This window comes from Cryptosporangium sp. NPDC051539 (genome assembly GCF_044454545.1).
Taxonomy (GTDB): Bacteria; Actinomycetota; Actinomycetes; order Mycobacteriales; family Cryptosporangiaceae; genus Cryptosporangium.
Window position 1 is genome coordinate 131,853 of record NZ_JBITDV010000013.1, and the last position, 20,972, is coordinate 152,824.

Annotated in this window: 10 protein-coding genes; 9 read left to right on the forward strand and 1 reads right to left on the reverse strand. The window is 72.3% G+C overall.

Translation table 11 applies throughout. The features are described from left to right. Positions 1-14 precede the first annotated feature (14 nt). From ACIBZJ_RS34450 to ACIBZJ_RS34490, 9 genes are all read left to right on the forward strand, one after another. Positions 15-5,399: an SDR family NAD(P)-dependent oxidoreductase gene (locus ACIBZJ_RS34450; RefSeq protein ID WP_395937225.1), complete on the forward strand. Its 5,385-nt coding sequence runs from the start codon at positions 15-17 to the stop codon at positions 5,397-5,399. Continuing rightward, positions 5,399-8,455 (forward strand): amino acid adenylation domain-containing protein, encoded by a 3,057-nt coding sequence (locus ACIBZJ_RS34455; protein WP_395937227.1) that lies wholly within the window; start codon positions 5,399-5,401, stop codon positions 8,453-8,455. Before ACIBZJ_RS34450 ends, ACIBZJ_RS34455 begins: the two co-directional genes overlap by 1 nt. Further along, positions 8,452-13,797: an amino acid adenylation domain-containing protein gene (locus tag ACIBZJ_RS34460; RefSeq protein ID WP_395937229.1), complete on the forward strand. Its 5,346-nt coding sequence runs from the start codon at positions 8,452-8,454 to the stop codon at positions 13,795-13,797. The genes ACIBZJ_RS34455 and ACIBZJ_RS34460 overlap by 4 nt, the downstream gene beginning before the upstream one ends. Before the next feature lie 45 nt (positions 13,798-13,842). Beyond that, positions 13,843-14,418 (forward strand): TSUP family transporter, encoded by a 576-nt coding sequence (locus ACIBZJ_RS34465; protein WP_395937231.1) that lies wholly within the window; start codon positions 13,843-13,845, stop codon positions 14,416-14,418. A gap of 138 nt (positions 14,419-14,556) precedes the next feature. Then, entirely contained in the window at positions 14,557-15,390 is an 834-nt protein-coding gene (locus ACIBZJ_RS34470) for an enoyl-CoA hydratase/isomerase family protein (RefSeq protein WP_395937233.1), read from the forward strand. After that, positions 15,390-16,610, forward strand: a complete 1,221-nt coding sequence (locus ACIBZJ_RS34475; RefSeq protein ID WP_395937235.1) for an amidohydrolase family protein — start codon at positions 15,390-15,392, stop codon at positions 16,608-16,610. Before ACIBZJ_RS34470 ends, ACIBZJ_RS34475 begins: the two co-directional genes overlap by 1 nt. A gap of 3 nt (positions 16,611-16,613) precedes the next feature. After that, positions 16,614-17,372, forward strand: coding sequence for an enoyl-CoA hydratase/isomerase family protein (locus ACIBZJ_RS34480; RefSeq protein WP_395937237.1), 759 nt, complete (start codon positions 16,614-16,616; stop codon positions 17,370-17,372). Further along, positions 17,372-19,000: an AMP-binding protein gene (locus ACIBZJ_RS34485; RefSeq protein ID WP_395937239.1), complete on the forward strand. Its 1,629-nt coding sequence runs from the start codon at positions 17,372-17,374 to the stop codon at positions 18,998-19,000. Before ACIBZJ_RS34480 ends, ACIBZJ_RS34485 begins: the two co-directional genes overlap by 1 nt. Before the next feature lie 23 nt (positions 19,001-19,023). Next, the gene (locus ACIBZJ_RS34490) at positions 19,024-20,217 is read left to right on the forward strand and encodes a lipid-transfer protein (protein WP_395937241.1); all 1,194 of its coding nucleotides are present in this window, start codon (positions 19,024-19,026) and stop codon (positions 20,215-20,217) included. On the opposite strand, the gene ACIBZJ_RS34495 is transcribed toward ACIBZJ_RS34490, so the two are convergent. Continuing rightward, on the reverse strand, positions 20,189-20,932 hold the full coding sequence (locus ACIBZJ_RS34495) for a GntR family transcriptional regulator (protein WP_395937243.1): 744 nt from the start codon (positions 20,930-20,932) through the stop codon (positions 20,189-20,191). The two genes, ACIBZJ_RS34490 and ACIBZJ_RS34495, sit on opposite strands and share 29 nt — an antisense overlap. Between the last annotated feature and the right edge of the window lie 40 nt (positions 20,933-20,972).

Here is a 20,972-nt window from a genome sequence, read left to right on the forward strand (position 1 = left end):
TACCCGCCCCGCCCGTGGAACCGATAGCGATCGTCGGGATGTCGGTGACCGTTCCGGGCGCCCCCGACCTCGCGACTTTCTGGGAAAACCTGGCCGGCGGCGTCGAGTCGATCCGCTTCTACAGCCGCGAGGAGCAGGCCGCGCTCGGTGTTCCGCGGTCCCGTCTGGACGACCCGGGGTTCGTGCCGGCCGCGGCCGCACTCGACGATCCGGGGCTGCTCGACGCCGGGTTGTTCGGGATGACGCCCCGCGAGGCCGAGCTCCGTGACCCGCAGCAGCGCCTCTTCCTGGAGCTCGCCCATACCGCGCTGGAAGACGCCGGCTACGACCCGAGCCGCTACCCCGGTGACATCGGCGTCTACGGCGGCAGCGGACCCGACGAGTACCAGTGGCGCAACATCCGCCGGAACCCGGCCGTCTACGGCAGCGCCGGCGGCTTCGCGGTCGCCACCGCCAACCACGCCAGCTACCTGTCGACGTTCACCTCCTTCCGGCTCGATCTGCGCGGGCCGAGCGTCAGCGTGCAGACCGCCTGCTCGACCTCGCTGGTCGCCGTCCACCTCGCGTGCGAAGCCCTCCGCAACGCCGAATGCGACATGGCGCTGGCCGGAGCAACCGCCATCGACGTCCCGCACGGCTGGGGCTACGTGCACGCCGAAGGCGGCATCATGTCCCCCGACGGACACTGCCGCGCCTTCGACGCCCGGTCCGGCGGCACGCTCTGGGGTAGCGGGGGCGGGATCGTCGTACTCAAGCGTCTCTCGGCCGCGATCGCCGACGGCGACACCGTCCGGGCCGTCATCCTCGGGAACGCGATAAACAACGACGGTGCCGACAAACTCGGGTTCACGGCGCCCAGCGTCAGCGGCCAGACCGCCGTGATCCGTGAGGCCCTGGGGCTCGGCGGGGTCGACCCGCGCACGGTCAGCTACGTCGAGGCGCACGGCACCGCTACCGCGCTCGGCGACCCCATCGAGGTAGCGGCGCTGAGCAGCGCGTTCAGCACCGGAACCACGGATGGTCCGACGCAGTGGTGCGCCCTGGGCTCGGTGAAGACGAACATCGGGCACCTGAGCGCCGCCTCCGGCGTGGTCGGGCTGATCAAGACCGTGCTCGCGTTCCAGCACGAGAAGATCCCGCCGAGCCTGCACTACGAGACCCCGCATCCCAAGATCGACTTCGCGACCGGGCCGTTCTACGTCAACGCGGCTCTCTCGCCCTGGACCCGCCCGGCGAGCGGGCGCCGCCGGGCCGGCGTCAGCTCGTTCGGCGTCGGCGGAACGAACGCGCACCTCGTGCTCGAGGAAGCTCCGACGACGGCGCCCGCACGGAACCAGCCGCGCACCCGGCTGATCCGGCTGAGCGCGCGGTCCGCCGGCGCCCTCGGCACGGCCGTGGAACGGCTGCACCAGCACCTCGAGGGGCACCCCGAACTCGAGCTCGGCGACGTCGCGTCCACTCTCGAACACGGCCGCCGGACCCACGCGCACCGGGGGTACCTGGTGGCCCGGAACCTGGCCGACGCCAAGGCCGGCCTGGCCGACCCGCGACGCTGGCGCTCCGGCGCCGCGCCTCGGCAACCGGGCCGGGTGGCATTCCTGTTCTCCGGGCAGGGCTCCCAGTACCCAGGGATGGGTGCGGGCGTTTACCGTGCCGAGCCCGCCTACGCGGCGGTCATCGACGAGTGCAGCGAGTTCCTGCGCGGGCCACTCGGCCTCGACCTGCGTGATCTGCTGCTGGCCGATCCGGACGGCGCCGACGACCGGCTCACCGCGACCGCGCTCGCCCAGCCCGCGCTGTTCACGGTGGAGTACGCGCTGGCCCGGTGGTGGGCCGAGCACGGTGTGGAACCGGCCGCGATGCTCGGGCACAGCATCGGCGAGTACGTGGCGGCCACGCTCGCCGGCGTGTTCTCGCTGTCGGACGCGCTGACGCTGGTGACGCGGCGCGGTGCCCTGATGCAGGCCGCGCCGCCGGGCGCGATGCTCTCGCTCCGGCTCGACGAGGCCGTGCTCCGCGCGGAGCTGCCGGCCGGCCTGGCGGTGGCGGCGGTGAACGGACCGGAAAGCTGCGTCGTGGCCGGTCGGGTCGACGACGTGTCGGGCTACGCCGCCACACTGGCCGAACGTGGCGTCGCCCATGCTCGGCTGCGTACCTCGCACGCGTTCCACTCGCCGCTGATGGAGCCGGTTCTGGAGGAGTTCCGCTCGGCGGTGGCCGGCGTGGTCCGGAACCGGCCGGAACGGCCGCTGCTGTCCAACCTCACCGGTGGGTGGGCCGACCCCGAGGCCGTGACCAGCCCGGACTACTGGGTCGACCACCTGCGGGGCACGGTCCGATTCGGCGACAACCTCGCCGCTCTGCTGGCCCAGGGCGACTGGACGCTGCTCGAAGTGGGTCCCGGCGGCCAACTCGCGGCCCTCGCCCGCCAGGTCGCGCCGGTGCCGCCGGTGGCCAGCCTGCCCGCTGCCGGCCACCGCGGTACCGATGGCGGCCGAGAGAGCACCGGCGACGATCACGCGACGCTGCTGGCCGCCGCCGGCGAGCTCTGGATACGTGGCGCGGCGCAGACCGCGGCGGGTGGGCACGCGCCGGCCCGCCGGATCCCGCTGCCCACGTACCCGTACGAACGCCGCCGTTACTGGGTCGAGCCGACGACCGCCGAGGAGCCGGCGCCGGCGCCGGCCCCGAGCGGCCCACGAGGAATCGAGGAGTGGTTCGCGGTCCCCACCTGGCGACAGCTCCCGCCGGCCCCGGCACCCACGTCGCCGGAGGCAGCGACGCTGATCATCGGTGAAGGGTCCGACGTGGAACTGCTGGCGCACCGGCTGCGGACACCGGGGAGCCAAGGCCCGGAGGTGGTGACGCCGGACGAGGCCCTGCGTCGTCTCTCTCCGGGAAGCACGCTGCCCGGACGCATCGTGTACGCGGCCGCGTGGGGCGCCGAACCCGCCGCGGCCGACCCGGCGGCGGTCCGGGCCGCGTTCGACGTCGGGTTCTACGGCGTCCTGAGCCTGGCCCAGGCCTTGGCCGCCGCCCAGCCGGAGCACCCGATCCACCTGGATGTCGTCACCACCGGCACCCAGGCCGTCGTCGGCGACGACGTGTCGTCACCGGAGCACGCCACGCTCGCCGCCGCCGCGCTGGTCCTGCCGCTCGAGTTGCCCTGGCTGACGGCCCGGCTGATCGACGCGCCCCGACGGGACTCCGCCGTCGAGGCGGTGGCGGCAGAAATCCGCGCGCCGCACGACGCCCCGGCGGTGGCGTTGCGGGGCGGCCGGCGCTGGATACGCGGCTGGGAGCACGTACCGGTTCCGGCCGTACGGCCCGGCCGGTTCTTGCAGCCCGGCTCGGTCTGCCTGGTCACCGGCGGCCTGGGCGGGATCGGGATCACGATCGCCGAGCAGCTTGCCGTGCGCGACGGCATCCGGCCGGTCCTGCTTTCGCGGACGCCGCTGCCGGAGCGCGCCGCCTGGGACGCTCACCTCGCCGTCCACGGCGCGAGCGACCGGATCGGGCGGGCCATCGCGGCGATCCGCCGGATCGAGGGTGCGGGCGCGGAGGTGCTGGTACTGGCGGCCGACGTCACCGATCCGGACGACCTGGCGTCCGTGCGCAGCGCGGTGTTCACGGCGTTCGGGCGGCTCGACGCGATCGTGCACGCCGCAGGCGTCGCGGGCGGCGGGATGGCGGAGGTCAAGGAGCGCGGTCAGGCCGAAGCGGTGCTGGCGCCGAAGGTGTTCGGCACGCTCGCCCTGTCCCGCGCCTTCGGCGACCTGCCGCTGGACGCGGTGGTGCTGTGCGCGTCGGTCACCGGAGTGGCCGGCGGTTTCGGGCAGGTGGACTACTGCGCGGCCAATGCGTTCCTGGACGCGATCGCGCAGGCAGGGACCGCTTTCGCCGGCCGCGTGATCTCGGTCGACTGGGGCAGTTGGCTGGAGGTCGGGATGGCGGCGGAGGTGGCCGCACCGAGCGCGTTCCGGGCCCTGCAGCGCGGTGTGGTCACCGCATCGATCGCCGACCCGCTGCTGAGCACCGTCCATCGGGCACCCGGCAGCGACACCGCCTGGTGCACCGGGACGATCGGGCCGCGCACCCACTGGGTGCTCGACGAACACCGACTGGACGGCCGGCCGGTGCTGCCGGGTACGGCGCACCTCTCCGCCCTCGTCGCGGCCGCCCGCGCGGCCTACCCCGCAGGAATCGTCGAGCTGACGGACGTCACCCTGACCGAACCGCTGACGGTGGACGACGACGGGCAGGCGGAGCTCCGGGTGGCGTTCGTCGAGGGCACCGACGACGTCGACTTCCAGCTGAGCAGCCGGTCGAGTGGCCACGACCAGGTTCACGCGCGCGGCACCGTGATCCGGACCAGCGGGCCGGGGCAAGCCCCGATCCACGACCTGGCGGCGATCCGAGCGCGGTGCGCGCAGCCGGCGCCGCGCCGCATGCTCACGTTCTCGCACAGCGGGCTGTTCCGGTTCGGACCGCGCTGGAACTGCCTTCGACAGATCACGGTCGGCGGCGACGAGGAGCTGGCCCGGTTGGAGGCGCCCGCACTCGTCGCCGACGAACTGGAGCAGTGGCCGCTGCACCCCGCCCTGTTGGACGAGGCACTCTCGTTCGCGGCCGGCCGCTCCGAAGGTCACTTCCTGCCGCTGGGCTACGGCCGGATGGTGGTACGTGCGCCGCTGACCGCGCAGTGCTGGAGCCACCTGCGCTACCGCGACACCCGCAATCCGAAGATCCTGGTCGCCGACGTGACGATCGTCGACGACGAGGGCCGGGAACTCGTCGCGATCACCGAGTTGGTGTTGCGTGCCGTCGATCCGGACGCCATGCGCACCGCGACCGCCGCGGCCCGGCTCGCGCCCGTTGCGGTGTCCCCGGGTGCCGCCGGAATCGCCCCGGCCGACGGGGTCGAGGCGCTGCGCCGGCTGGTGGAAGCCGACCTGGGTCCGCAGCTGACCGTGACCGTGCAGCCGATCGACGTCACGCTGGCGGGGGCCCGCGCGCTCACCCAGCGCACGCTCGAACGCGATCTCACCGGCAGTGCGGCCGACGACCGCCCCGAGCGGGTCCTCGACTCCGACTACGCCCCACCGACCACCGAGCTCGAAACGGCGCTCTGCGGACTCTGGCAGGAAGCGCTCGGCCTCGACCGGGTCGGCATCCACGACGACTTCTTCGCCACCGGCGGCAACTCGCTGGTCGCGGTCCAGTTGCTCGGGGGGATCCGCACGGTCACCGGCCAGCGGGTACCGATGCGGGCCCTGTTCGACGCCCCGACGGTGGCCGGCATCGCCGCCGAGGTCGACCGGCTCCGCGCGGCCTCCCCGGCAGAGCCGCCACCAGCAGCGCCGATCACCGCGCTTCCCCGCGCCGGGAGGACGCAGTGATGTGGACCTTCCCGGCGTCGTACGCTCAGGAACGCGTCTGGCTGGCCGACCGGGCCCGGCCCGGCTCCGGCGCGTTCGCGGTCGGCCTGCCGGTGCCGCTCCCGCCCGGCGTCGACGCGGACGGGGCGCTGGCCGCGCTGGCAGCGGTGGTCGCCAGGCACGAGTCGCTCCGGACCTCGTTCCGGCTCGCCGGTGGCGTCCTGGAGCAGGTCGTGCACGCCGAGGTCGACGTCGCCGCGCCGGTCATGGATCTCCGTACCGGCTCGGGTTCCCCCGCGGAGCGCGTCCACGCGGTCTGCGCCGCCGACGCCGCGGAACCGTTCGACCTCGCCCGGGCTCCACTCTGGCGGGCTCGGCTCCTGCGATTCGCCGACGACGAGTGGGTGCTGGGCTTCGTGGCGCACCACACGATCTGCGACGGCCGGTCCTGGTACCAACTCGCGGCCGAGCTGACCGAGCTCTGCGTGGCCCGACGGGAGGAGCGTGCGCCGAACCTGCCCGCGTTGCCGATCCAGTACGCGGACTGGGCCGTCTGGCAGAGGGAGAAACACCTCACGCCCGACCGGGTGGACCGCCAACTCGCCTACTGGCGGCGGCGCCTGGCCGATCTGCCGCCCGTGCCGGCGCTCCCGACCGACCGGCCCCGGACGCTGAACCAGGACGACGCCGGCGGCGACATCCTGTTCACGCTCCCCACCGAGGTGGCCGAGCGGGTGGCCACGCTGGCTCGGCGCTGGCGGGTCACCGAGTTCGCGGTGCTGTTCGCCGGCTACGTCGCGCTGCTCGCACGGCTCGGCGGCGACCCCGACGTGGTGGTCGGTGTACCGCTGGCCGGCCGGGACGAACCGCAGGTCGCGGCGTTGATCGGGATGTTCGTCAACACGGTGCTGCTCCGGATCGACACCGCTGACGACCCGACCTTCGAGACGCTCGCCCGCCGGATCGCCGAGGCCACGCTGCAGGCGATCGAGCACGGCGACGTCCCGTTCCAGCAGGTGGTGTCGATACTGGACCAGCCCGGCGCGCCGCTGCCCCAGTTCGGCTTCAACTTCCTGCGCGACACCCCACGGCAGCGGGGCTACGGGACGGCCCGCGACGAGTTGGTACTCGAGATCTCCGGCTCCGAAGGTCGGTTGGAGTACCGGAAAGCGCTGTTCGACGAGGCGACCGCGCAGGCCCTCGTCGACCGCTACCTGCGAATTCTCGACGCCGCCGGCCGCGTCCCCGCCACGCGGGTGTCGGAGCTGCCGCTCCTGAGCGACGTCGAGTCGGCCACCGTCGTCGACTGGGGGACCGGCGCCGAGGCGGCCGGCGCGGAGCTGGTCCTCGACCGGGTGCTGGCACAGGCCCAGCGGTCACCCGACGCGGTCGCCGTACGGGCCGGAAGCACCGTCCTCACCTACCGGGAACTCGTCGAGCGGGCCGAACGACTCGCCGACCGGCTGGCCGCGCTGGGGGCGGCGCCGGGCCGGGTGGTCGCGGTCGCGGTGCCCCGCTCGGCGGAGTACGTGATCGCGGTGCTGGGAGTCGTGCTGGCCGGCGCCGCCTACCTGCCGATCGACCCGGATCAGCCGGCGGACCGCGTCGAACTTCTCCTCGGTGACGCCGGTGCCGACCTGGTCGTCGTCGCGGACCGCGCCGTCGCTACCGGCCGGACGGTCGTCGGGATCGACGCGGACGAACCGGCGCCGCGCGCCGAACGCCCGCGGGCTGCCGCCGGGGACCTCGCGTACGTCCTGCACACCTCCGGGTCCAGCGGGCCGCCGAAAGGCGTGGCGATCGAGCACGGCTCCCTCGCCGGCTACGTGCGCTGGTTCGCGCGGCGTTGCGAGCTCGGGCCCGGCGACCGGGTTCTCGCGGCCACCGCTCCCACGTTCGACGCCGCGGTCAACGAGCTGTTCCCGGTGCTGGCCACCGGCGGCACGATCGTCGTGGCCCCGGGCCCGGTAGATCCCCGCGGGCTGATCGATCTGGCCGTCGAGCACGCGGTGACGTTGCTTCCGACGGTCCCCACCGTACTGGCCGAGCTGATCGCGACCGGCGGCCTGGAGCGGTGCACGTCGGTGCGGCAGGTCGTGTGCGGCGGCGAGCAGCTCACGGGCGATCTGCGTCGAGCGCTGGCCGAGCAGCTACCCGTGCCGTTGCACAACATCTACGGCCCGACCGAAACCACCGTCGGCGTCACCGCCCACACCTGCCCGCCCGACCACGAGCACGCCGGCGCTGTCCCGATCGGACGCCCGATCCCCGGTGCTCGCCTGCGAGTGCTCGACCGGTCCGGACGCCCGGTGCCGATCGGGTCCCCCGGTGAGCTGCTGATCGGCGGTGACTCGGTGGCCCGCGGCTACGTCGCGGCCCCGGCCCGCACCGCGGAGCGGTTCGGGCCCGATCCGGACGGCCGGCCCGGCGCCCGCCGGTACCGCACCGGAGACCTGGTCCGGTGGCGGCCCGACGGGGAGCTCGAGTTCCTCGGCCGTCTCGACGCCCAGCTGAAAGTGCGAGGCATCCGCATCGAGCCCGGCGAGATCGAAGCAGCACTACGCGCCGCGGGTGCGGCGCAGGCGCTGGTCCGGATGCGGGACGGGGCTCTCGTCGCCTACGTCGTCGGCGGACCACCCGATCCGGACGCCCTGGCCCGGGCGCTCCCACGCCATCTCCTGCCGACCGCGATCCTGTCGCTGGACGCGCTGCCCCGCACCACCAGCGGCAAGATCGACGTCGCGGCGCTGCCCGCCCCGGTGGCGGCGGGCGGCCGTCCGCCCGCCACGCCGGCCGAGGAACTGATCGCGGAGGTCTGGGCCGAGGTGCTCGGCGCGGACCAGATCTCCGCCGACGACGATTTCTTCGCGCTCGGCGGCCACTCCCTGCTGGCCGCCCGGATCGTCGCGCGCCTCTCCGATCTTCTGGAGCTCGAGGTCCCGATCGAACTCGTCTTCACCCACGAGACCGTGGCCGAGCTGGCACGGGCCGTCGAGGCGATGCTGACCGACGCGATCGCCGGGCTCTCCGTGGCGGAAGCCGAGCACCTGCTCGCCGAGCAGGGCGGTCAGCCGTGACCGCCGGGCCCGACCTCACCCCGGCCCACCAGGCACTGCTTCGCCGCCGGCTGGCCCGCCGTCCGGCCACGACCCGGATCGCGCCCCGCCCGACCGGCGTGCAGCCGCCGCTGTCGTTCGCGCAGGAGCAGGTCTGGTTCATGGAGCAGTACTCGCCGGGCACGCCCGCCTACCTGACGCCGGTCGCCATCCGGCTGGAGGGGCCGGTCGACCGGGAGGTACTCCAGCACGCGCTCGACGCGCTGGTCGCCAGGCACGAGAGCCTGCGTACCGCGTTCCCCGCCGGTGAAGACGGAATTCCGCGGGCGGTGGTCTCGGCGTCGGCGTCGCTGCTGATCGAGGACGTCGCCGAAGGAGACCTGCGCTCCGAGGTCACCCGGGGTTTCGATCTCGCCGCGGGGCCACCCGTCCGGGCCCTGCTGGTGGCCTCCTCCGGACTGCTCGTGCTGGCCGCCCACCACCTGGTGCTCGACGGCTGGTCGGCGGACACGCTGGTGGGGGAGTTGCTCGCGCTGTGCCGGGGGGACACTCTGGCGGCGCTGCCGATCGGTTACGGCGACTACGCCCGGTGGCAGCGCGAGGAGTCGGCCGGCGACCTGGCGGGGCACCGCCGCTACTGGCGGCAGCGCCTGGCGGACGTGCCGCCGCTGGACCTTCCGGCCGACCGGCCCCGCCGCGTCTCGCACGGGGTCGGCAGCACCCACCGCCTCAGCGTCGACGCCGAGCTGACCGCACGGCTGACCGCGCTCGGAGCCGCCCACGGCGCGACCCTGTTCATGACCCTGCTCGCGGCGTACCAGGTGCTCCTCGCGCGGCACTCCGGTCAGGACGACTTCGCGGTCGGGTCGCCGGTCGCCGGTCGCACCCGCCCGGAGACCGAGCCGCTCGTCGGCATGTTCGTGAACATGCTCGCGCTGCGCGCCGACCTCACCGGCGATCCGTCGTTCATCGAACTACTCGCGCGCACCCGCCGCAGCGTGCTTGATGCCCTGGCCCACCAGGAGCTGCCCTTCGGACAGGTGGTCAGCGATCTCGGCTCCCCGCGCGGGGACCGCGCCCCGGTGTTCCAGACCAGCTTCGCGCTGCACAACTTCCAGCTGTCGCACGCCGCGGACTGGCATCCGCTGGACGTCGCCTCGGCCCGCTACGAGGTCGAGCTGCAGGCAGTCGTCGTCGACGGCGAACTGCAGTGCACGTTCGTCCACGACGACGACCTGTTCGCTCCCGCGACCGGGCAGCGGTGGGCGCGGCGCTTCTCCGAACTGCTGCGCTCGATCGTCGAAACACCCGGGACCGCGATCCGGACGCTCGGTCTGCTCCCATCCGACGAGCGGACCCTCCTGCTCGACGACTGGAACGCGACCGACCGACCGCGATCGGAGGGTGAGACGCTCGCCGGACTGGTGTCCGCGCAGATCCTCCGCACGCCGGACGCACCGGCGGTGAGCGGCGAGCACGGCACGCTCACGTACTCCGAACTCGACCAGCAGGCCGAACGGGTCGCCCACTCGCTCCGGGCCAGGGGGGTCGACGGCGAGACCCTGGTGGGCGTCCTCGCCGAACGCGGCCCCGACCTGATCGCCGCGCTGCTCGGCGTCACCCGGACGGGCGCGGTGTACGTGCCGCTCGACCCCGACCACCCGGCCGGGCGCCTCGCCTACCTCCTGGCCGACAGTGGCGCCACCGTGCTGCTCACGCAGCGCCGGTGGACGGACCTGTTGACCGGCACGACAGCGGACGTGCTGCTGCTCGACGACGTTCTCGCGGATGCGCCGGTCGAGATCGCCGCGCCGTCGGGTGGGAACGAGGCGGCGTACCTGCTGTACACCTCCGGGTCGACCGGGCGTCCGAAAGGTGCGCTCAACACGCACGCCGCGATCTGCAACCGCCTCCGGGACCTCCAGGAACGACATCCGCTGACCGCCGCGGACGCGGTGCTGCACAAGACGCCGCTCGGCTTCGACGTCGCGGTCTGGGAAGTGTTCTGGCCGCTGTCCGTCGGCGCCCGACTGGTGATCGCCCGGCCCGGAGGCCACCAGGACCCGGCCTACCTCCGTGACGTCATCGCCGCCGAACGGGTCACCACCGCCCACTTCGTGCCCTCGATGCTCACTCACTTCGTGGCCGAGCCCGGCATCGAACGGTGCCGGGACCTCCGGCAGGTGATGTGCGGCGGCGAGAGCCTGCCCGCCGACGCCGCCGCCCGGCTGGTCGACCGCCTGCCCGGATGCACGCTGCACAATTTCTACGGACCGGCGGAAGCCGCCGTCGACGTCAGCGTCTGGCCGTACGGACCGCTGCCGGACGGCGTCCCGGCGCCGATCGGCCGGCCGATAGCGAACGCCCGGCTCTACGTCCTGGACGCCGGGCTCGCGCCGGTACCCATCGGGGTGACCGGTGAGCTCTGCGTCGGAGGACTCCCCGTCGGGCTCGGCTACTGGCGCCGCCCGGAACTGACCGCCGAGCGCTTCGTGCCCGACCCGTTCGGGCCTCCGGGCGCACGGCTGTACCGCACCGGCGACCGGGCCCGCTGGACCGGCGACGGGCTGCTCGAGTTCCGCGGTCGCGTTGACACGCAGGTGAAGCTGCGCGGTCAGCGGGTGGAGCTCGGCGAGATCGAGGCCCGCCTGCGTGAGCAGCCCGGGGTCACCGGCGCCGCCGTCCTCGTCCGCGAGGACACCCCCGGCGACCAGCGCCTCGTCGCGTACCTCACGCCCGAACCCGACGATCCGGCCGCCGTGCGCGAGGCGCTGCGACAGGCACTTCCCGACTTCATGGTGCCGACCTCGATCGTCGGACTCGACGCGCTCCCGCTGAACCCGAACGGGAAGCTCGACCGGGCCGCACTGGCCGCACTGCCCGCACCCGGCCCCGAACACACGCCCGGGCGCGGCTACGTCGAGCCTCGGCCAGGCGTCGAGACGACGATCGCGAAGGTCTGGGCCGAGGTGCTCGGACGGGATCGGGTCGGGGCGCTGGACGACTTCTTCGATCTGGGCGGCCACTCGCTGCTTGCCGTCCAGGTCGTCGCCCGGCTCCGCAAAGAGCTGGCCGGCACCGGACACTCGGTCGGCGTGATGGACGTCTTCACCCACCGGACGGTCCGCGGCCTCGCGGCGGACCGCAGCGGTCCTCGTCCGTTGCTGCACGAGCTGACGCCGCCGGCGCCGAGCCCGGCCCGCAGTTACGTCTGCCTTCCGTACGGCGGCGGCAGCGCCGCGGTCTACCAACCACTGGCGGACGCACTCCCGGCCGGCCACCGGGTGTTCGCGCTGGCCATCCCCGGTCACGACGTGGGTCTGGACGAGCAGCCGCTGCCCTTCGACGAGCTGGCCCGGCGCACGGTCGACGAAGTCCTCGAACGGGTGGAAGGCCCGCTGGTGCTCTACGGACACTGCGGTGTCGGTGGCGCGTTGGTCGTCGAGGTGGCTCGCCGCCTGGAAGCCGCTGGACGCGTGCTGGACACCGTCTACGTGGGCGCGATCTTCCCGTTCGCCCGGGGCGACGGACCGATCAGCCGCTTGCAGGCCTGGTGGGAACGACGGGTGAGCGACCGGCTCCACGCGATCTGGCTGAAGTCGGGCGGCGTCGACCTCGACGAGCTCGACCCGGAGCAGGCCGACCGGATCGTGGGTAACATGCGCGCCGACAGCCGGCAGGCCGAGGCGTACTTCAGCGACCTGCTCGCCCGCGAGGTCCCGCGCTTGCGTGCACCGGTGGTCTCGGTGGCGGGTGAGCGCGACCCGTCGACGCTCTACTACGAGGAGCGGTACCGGGAGTGGGGTTTCCTCACCTCGACCAGTGCGCTGGTGATGCTGGCCGAGGCCGGACACTTCTTCCTCAAGTTCCGGGCGGACGACCTCGCGGAGATCCTGACCCGCGTCGGCCCGGCGGTGGCCGACGGCGAGGTCGGTGCTCTCACCGCCGAGGCCAGGCCCGGCCGACCGTGGTGGCTCCACGAGGTCCACCGCGCCGGCCCTCCGCCGGAGGCCGCCGCTGACCGGACCGTGCGGCCGTCGATGCGACGATTCGCCGCGGTGGCGACGGGCCAGATCGTCTCGATGACGGGATCGGCGCTGACCGCCTGGGCCGTGCCGATCTGGATCTACCTCCGGACCGGCTCCCTCGGGCAGTTCACGCTCTTCGCCGTCACCGGGCTGCTGCCCGTCCTGCTGATCGGCCCGGTGGCCGGGGCCATCGTCGATCGCACCAGCCGCCGGACGGTGATGGCGATCAGCGGCATCGTGGCCGGCGGCGGCCAGGCCGCGCTGGCGGTTCTCTACGCATCGGACCGATTGCAGCCGTGGCACCTCTACGTCGGCGTGGCGCTCGTCGCGTCGGCGCTGACGTTCCAGCGGTTGGCGTTCACCTCAGCCGTTCCCCAGCTCGTGCCCAAGCCGCTCCTCGGCAACGCGAACGGCCTCGCCCAGCTGACCACCGGCGTCGCCACGCTGCTGGTGCCGCTGGTCGCCGCCGGGGCGCTGGCGACGATCGGGCTGGGCGGCATCCTGCTGGTCGACGTGATCAGCTACGCGGCGGCGCTGGGGATGCTGGCAGTCGTACGGTTCCCCAGCACGATGGCCTTCCGGCGGCGAGAACCGTTGCTCGTCGAGGTCACCGCCGGGTGGCGCTACTCGTGGGGCACGCCGGCACTGCGAGCCACGCTGATCTTCTCCGCCTTGATCAACATCGTGCTGGGACCGGCGCTGGTCCTGGTCTCGCCGTTGGTGCTCACCGTCGGCTCACTCACCCAGGTGGGACGCGTCGCGTTCGCGCAGGCGCTGGGCGCCGTCGTCGGAGGACTGCTGTTCGCGGTCTGGGGCGGCCCGGCCCGGCGACGCATGCGGGGGATGCTGCTGGTGACCCTGGCACTCGGCGCCTGCTGTCTGGTGGCCGGTCTGCGACCGTCGGTGGCGCTCATCGCGGTGGGGCTCTTCGGGGTAGGGCTGACGCTGACGCTCGTCCAGGCCATCTACACGACGATCGTCCAGATCAAGGTCCCGCAGCGCTTCCACGGCCGGGTGTTCGCGCTCAACCAGATGATCGCCTGGTCGACGCTGCCGCTGAGCTTCGCGGTTCTCGCTCCCCTGGCCGTCGGTGGTTTCCGCCGGGTGCTCGCCGACGACGACGGCTTCACCAGGATCGTCGGTGCGGTGATCGGTGGCGGTCCCGGCCGCGAGATCGGCCTGGTCTACGTCGTCGTGGCGCTCGCCGTCACGGTGCTCGCCGGGACAGCCCTGCGGAGAGGGCCGCTGTCGCGGTTCGACACCGCGGTCCCCGACGCCCCCGCCGACGACGAGGTCGGCGTCGCCGCCCTCCGCACCCGTCCGGGCCCCGACTGAGGCGGCGGACACCGCGTCGAGCGGCGGCCGGATAGTTTTCCCTTCGTGGAGAGCTGGGCGCTGGCTCTGGCCGGGTTCGGTGCCGGGCTGCTGATCGCGATCGTGACGACGCCGGTCGGGGTCTCGGGAGCGGTGTTCCTGCTGCCCGGCGCGACGGTGTTCCGGCTGGTCGCCGCCGGTGTGTTGATGCCGTTGGGCGTCTGGTTGTGTCTCCGGACGGTCCGTCCGGCGCGGCCGGGCACTGCGCCCGTGCGGCGGGTGGCGCTGCTCGCGTTCGGGGTCGGCGTCGTCGGCGGGATCTACGGCATCGGTGGCGGGTCGATCATGGGACCGATCCTGGTCGGCCGGGGGCGGCCGGTCTCGGTGGTGGCCCCGGCCGCGCTCGCCTCGACGTTCGCCGCCTCGGTCTGCGGGGCCCTGGTGTACGCGGGACTGGCGCTGGTCACGTCGGTGAGCGCGGCGCCGGACTGGACGCTCGGGTTGCTGGCCGGTGCGGGCGGTCTGCTGGGCGGGTACGCGGGCGCGCGGTTGCAGCCGCGGTTGCCCGAGACGGGGCTGCGGCTGCTGCTCGGTGGGACCGCGGCGCCGGTCGGTGTCCGGTACGCCCTCGAGTCCCTCTGACGCGGGCGGACCGGCTTTTTTCGGCGCGGGCGCGCTCGGCGGATCCTACGTAGCAATCGGAGTACTGGTATCAGCCGACCCTGTTCGTCCGCCTGGCCACGGCAAATACTCGGTCGAGTCACGAGAAGGGCGGACGAAATGAGCGAGGCCGAATCCGAGGTACTGCTCGTGACCGTGGACGGGCCGGTGTGCACGGTGACGATGCATCGTCCCGACCGGCTCAACGCCGTCAACGAAGAGCTCCACACCGCGCTCGCGGACGTCTGGCGCCGGCTCCGCGACGACGAGAGCATCCGGGTCGTCGTCCTCACCGGCGCCGGGCGCGCGTTCTCGGCCGGCGGCGACACCGACTACCTCGCGCGCGTCGGTGACGACCCGTCGTACCGGTACCGGTCGATGGCCGACGCCCGGCGCATCGTCACCGAGATGCTGGCTTTTCCCAAGCCGGTCGTCGCGGCGGTGAACGGTCCCGCCGTCGGCCTGGGATGCAGCCTGGCCGTCCTCGCGGACGTGGTCTTCATGAGCGAGCGGGCCTTTCTGGCCGACCCCCACGTCAGCCTCGGTGTCGTCGCCGCCGACGGCGGGGTGCTGGCCTGGCCGCTGATGATGAGCGTCCTGCAGGCCAAGGAGTATCTCTTCACCGGTGATCGGATCGACGCGGCGACGGCGCAGCGCCTCGGGCTGGCCAACCACGTCGTAGCGCCCGACGAACTGCTCTCCCGCGCCTACGAGCTCGCCGAGCGACTCGCCCGGCAGCCGCAGCAGGCCCTCGCGGACACGAAACGCGCGATCAACCTGCACCTGAGCAAAGCATTCGCCGGCGTACTCGAATTCGCGTTCGCCGCGGAAAGCGAAACGTTCGCGCTCCCGGACTTCCGCGCCTCGCTCGCCGCCTACACCGCACAACTCAAGATCGGCACGCCTGCCGCCCCCACGGGTGTCCCGGCGACAACAGGCAAGGAGACCGACTAATGGACATCTCTCTCGACTGGCTGGTCTCGGTCGACGACCACGTACTCGAGCCGCCGCACGTCTGGCAGGACCGGTTGCCGGCCAAGTTCCGCGACGCCGGGCCGCGAATGGTGACCGACGACAAGGGCGAGGCCTGGGTCTTCGAAGGCAAGCGGATGCCCACGACCGGCCTGTCCGCGGCGGCGGGCAAAAAGCGGGAGGAGTTCAGCCCGCTCCCGGTGACCTACGCCGACATGCGCCCCGGGTGTTACGACCCGGCCGCGCGCGTCGAAGACATGAACCGGGCGGGCGTGCTCGCCTCGCTGTCCTTCCCGTCGTTCCCGCGGTTCTGCGGACAGGCCTTCACCGAGGCCGACGATCGGGAGCTCGGGCTGGCCTGCGTCCGGGCCTACAACGACTGGATGATCGACGAATGGTGCGGGACGGCACCCGGCCGGCTGATCCCGATGATCATCCTCCCGCTCTGGGACGCGACCCTGGCCGCCGCGGAGATCGAGCGCACCGCCGCGAAGGGGGCCAGGGCGATCGCGTTCAGCGAGAACCCGTACCCGCTGGGCCTGCCGTCGATCCACGACCCGAGCGGATTCTGGGAGCCGATGATCGCGGCCTCCGTCGACGCGAACATGCCGATCTGCATGCACCTCGGCTCGTCCTCGCAGCTGCCCTCGACGTCGCCCGACATGCCGATGGCCGCGATCATCGCGCTGACCCCGGTCGCCAGCACGGCCGCGGCCTGCATCGACTGGCTGTTCAGCCCGTGGCTGCCCAAGTACCCGGATCTCAAGCTGTGCCTGTCGGAAGGCGGCATCGGGTGGATCCCGTACGTGCTCGAACGGTGCGACCACGTCGTCGAGGTGCACCGGGGCTGGGCCAGCAAGGGTGACTTCGCCGGCGACCTGACCGTGGGTGCGGTCGGCGACCGGGGTGAGCTCGGCGGCCTGGCCGTCGACATGCTGCCGTCGGAGCTGTTCCGCCGGCACATGTACGGCTGCTTCATCGAGGACCCGTTCGGGGTAGGCGCCCTCGACCAGATCGGCGTCGACAACGTCATGATCGAGACCGACTACCCGCACACGGACTCGACCTGGCCGAACTCGATCGAGGTCGCGCACAAGCAGCTCGCCGGGCTTCCGGACGACGTCAAGCGCAAGATTCTGCAGACCAACGCGGCGCGCGTCTTCGGCCTGGAACTGCCGGAACCGCCCGCGACCCGGCAGTGAGGGATGGACCTGGGAACCCCTCACCTGCGTTTCGAGCGGCGCGGCGCGATCGCCTGGTGCACGGTGACCAACCCGGCGCAGCGCAACGCGCTCTCGATGCCGATGTACCGCGGGCTCGGCCGGGCGGTCCGTCACGTCGGTGAGGATCCGGAGCTCCAGGTCCTCGTCGTGACCGGGGTCGACGACGTTTTCGTGGTCGGTGGTGACGTCGGGTCGCACGGCGGCGAGCCACTGACCGACGACGACCTCCCGTTCGGCCCGATGTATCGGGGTGAGGTGCCGGTCGTGGCCGCGATCAACGGTCACTGTCAGGCCAGTGGGCTGTGGCTCGCGGTCCTCGCCGACGTCGCCGTGGTGAGTGACCGGGCGCGCTTCCGGCTTCCGGAGCTGCGGCTCGGGGTGGCGGCGCCGTGGAGCTGGGCGCTGCTGCCCGCGGTCGTCGGACTGGCCCGCGCGAAGGAACTCGCCCTGACGTCCCGCCCGTTCGGGGCGGCGGAAGCCCAGGCCATGGGCTTGGTCGCGCGGGTGGTGCCGCACGAGCACCTGCACGCCGAGGCGTCGGCGGTCGCGTCGGAACTGCTGCAGGCCGCGCCCCGTGCGCGGGCGGCGTGGAAACGGGCGGCGCACGCATCTCTTCGTCCGGTCGGCGAACTCGCGGTCGAGGAGTCGATCGGCACGACCGAGGCGGAGGAAGGGTTCGCCGCTTTCCTCGAACGGCGCCCGCCGGCCTGGCGTCCGGAGCAGGTCTTACAGGAGGACTAGTGGACAGCACGTGGCATCGCCCGGCGGCCGGCGGCACGGCCGTCGGCCTACTCCGGGAGTGCGTCGCGGACGTCGGCGACCAGGTATTCCTGGACTTCGGAGGAGATACCTACACCTACCGTGAGCTGTGGACTCGCGTGACCGGTTACGCGGAAGGCCTGCGGAAGGCCGGCGTCCAGCCGGACGAGACCGTGGTGACGATGCTCGACAACAACGTCGACGCGGTCGCGTTGTGGTTCGCGACGAATCTTCTCGGCGGCGTCTGGGTGCCGATCAACACGGCGCTCAAAGGCAGCTTCCTGTCCCACGTCGTGGCGGACTCGGAGGCGCGGATCGTGGTGTGCGAAGCCGAGTTCGTCGGCCGGTTCGCCGAGCACGTCCGCGACTTCCCGTGCCTGGAGCGGATGCTGGTCCGGGGCCCGGTTGCTGGTGACCGGCTGGAGCGGGTGCCCCTCGAGCCACTGGACGACTACCTGGCCGACGCCGGTGACGGTGACGGTGACTGGGCCCACCGGTCGGCCGAGGACACCGCGCTGATCATCTACACCGGGGGGACGACCGGCCCGTCCAAGGGCTGCGTGATCTCGAACTCCTACGTTTTCAGTGCCGCCAGGGGGTTCCTGGTCCAGAGCGGCCGGACCCGGGACGACCTCAACTGGAGCCCGTTACCGATCTACCACTTCAACCTGGTGAGCGGAACGATCCTCGGGACGATGCTGCTGCGGGGGTCGGCGGCGATCGCCGGGCGGTTCTCCGTCTCGGGCTTCTGGCCCGAGATCGCCAGGACCGGCGCGACGGTGATCAATCTGCTCGGCTCGATGGGGTCGCTGATCGCGCAGATGGGCGACACCCCCGAGATGACGAGCTGCCACGGCCGGATCCGCGTCGTCCACGGGGCGCCGTTCCCACCTGAGCTGCAGCGGATCTGGCGGACCCGGTTCGGGGCGGAGCAGGTGGGCGGCAACACCTACGGGCTCGGCGAGTGTTTCCCGATCACCACGCTCGCGTCCGGCGAGACCGCCCCACCGGGCAGTTCGGGCAAGGCGAACGCCGACGACTTCGACGTCCGGATCTTCGACGACGCCGACCGCGAACTGCCGGTCGGCGACGTCGGAGAGGTCGTCTGCCGTCCGCGGCGACCCGGCGTCATGTTCGACGGGTACTGGCGCCGGCCGGAGGCGCTGGCCGCCGTGACCAGGAACCTCTGGTTCCACACCGGTGATCTCGGCCGGTTCGACGCGGACGGCTACTTCTTCTTCGTCGACCGGAAGAAGGACTACCTGCGCCGGCGCGGCGAGAACATCTCGAGCCAGGAAATGGAGGCGGTGCTGCTCGTGCACCCCGGGCTCGCGGAGGTCGCGGTGCACGCGGTGCCCTCGGAGTTGACGGAGGACGATCTCAAGGTCACGGCGGTGCTCGCCGCGGGTGCCGGGCTCACGGAACGCGACCTGTTCGAGTGGATGAAGGACCGCGTTCCCTATTTCGCGCTTCCCCGGTACATCGAGTTCCGGTCCGCGCTCCCGGTGAGCCCGGTCGGCCGCGTCCACAAGTACGCATTGCGCGACGAGGGCCGCACACCGCAGACGTGGGATCGCGAGCACGCGGACGTCGACTGGGACCGGCGCTGACGCCGGCGAAGGAGAGAAGAGCCATGTCGCACCGATCGTTCGTCGTCGGCGTCGGAATGACGAAGTTCGAGAAGCCGGGACGACGTCCCGGGTGGGATTACCCGGAGATCGGGAAGGAAGCAGCGCAGAATGCGCTGCGCGATGCCGGGGTGCCGTACGAGTCGGTCCGGCAGGCCTTCCTCGCGTACTGCTACGGGGACTCGACGTCCGGGCAGCGGGCCCTGTACGAGGTCGGGCTGACCGGCATCCCGATGATCAACGTCAACAACAACTGTGCGACCGGGTCGACCGCGCTGCACCTGGCGCACCAGTACGTGCGGGCCGGTCTGGCCGACTGCGTGCTGGCGCTCGGCTTCGAGAAGATGGAACGCGGTAGCTTGCGCGACCACTGGGCCGACCGGACGGCGCCGACCGGCCGCCACCTGGACGCGATGGCGGCCCGCCGGGGACGGACCGAGGCGCCGGCGGCCGCGCAGATCTTCGGCAACGCGGGGCGCGAGTACATGGAGCGCTACGGGGTCAGCCGCGAGACGATCGCGAAGATCGCGGAGAAGAACCACCGCCATTCCGTACACAATCCGTATTCGCAGTTCCGGGACGAGTACTCGCTGGCCGACATCCTCGCCGCGCCCGTCGTCTACGACCCGCTGACCAAGCTCCAATGCTGTCCGACGTCCGACGGCGGCGCCGCCGCCGTGCTGGCGAACGAGGAGTTCGTCGAGCGGCACGGCTTGTGGGACCGGGCGGTCGAGATCGTCGGGCAGGCGTTGACGACCGATACCGAGTCCACGTTCGACGGGAGCGACGCGAGCCTCGTCGGCGCCCGGATGACCCGCGACGCCGCGCGGAGGGTGTACGAGGAGTCCGGGCTCGGCCCGGAGGACGTGCAGGTCATCGAACTGCACGACTGCTTCAGCACCAATGAGCTGATCACCTACGAGGCGCTGGACCTGTGCGGCGTCGGCCAGGCCGGAGCACTCGTCGACGACGGCGCGGTCGATTACGGCGGCCAGTGGGTCGTGAACCCGTCGGGGGGCCTGATCTCGAAGGGACACCCGCTCGGCGCGACAGGCCTCGCCCAGTGCGCCGAGCTGACCTGGCAACTCCGAGGACAAGCGGAGAAGCGTCAGGTCGAAGGCGCGACCGTCGGTCTGCAGCACAACATCGGCCTCGGCGGCGCCGCGGTCGTCACGATGTACCGCCGCCGGACCGGTTGAGCTTGGTGCCGAGGCCGGACATCTCCGACGCCCGTTCGAGCGCGTGCCTGGTCCGACGAATGTGGAGTTCGAGCAGCGTCGCCGCGTCCTGCACTTCGCCGTTTCGCACGGCGTCGAGAATGAGGCCGTGCTCCTCGTTCGTGGTGCGCAGCACCTGGAGCGGGTCGCTGACCAGCAACGCGCGCCGGTAGGGCTGCGCGGCGTCGATCATCCCCTTGACGATCGCGTGGAGCCGCTTCATCGGGCCGGCGCTCGTCATCAGGAGATGGAAGTCGCGATCGATTTCGAGGAATCGGCCGACGGCCATGGGTTCGTCCGACCCCGCGATCTCACCCATCTGCGCGTGCATGCCGGCCAGAGCGGCCAGTTGACTCACCGTCAGATGCGGGATGCTGTGCGCCAGAGCCGCGGGTTCGAGGTGCTCCCGAATCAGGTACACCTCGTCCAGCTCCGCAGGTTCCAACCGGGCCACCCGAGCGCCCACGTTCGGGGCGAGCGTGACCAGGCCTTCGCCCGACAGCGCCCGCAACGCCTCCCGGGCCGGAGCCCGGCTCACCCCGGCGCGCCGTCCGATCTCTTCTTGGCGGATGCGTTCTCCGGGCTTGAGAGCGCCCGAGAGGATCTCTTCGCGCAGTTGTGCGGTCAGCCGGGCGACGATGGAGCCATCGGATCCGTCGTCGGGATCCCGGTCACGGGCAGTCGTTCGGTGATCCACCGTCGCGAAATCCTCTTGGGGTGAGACGGAAGCGTCTCGA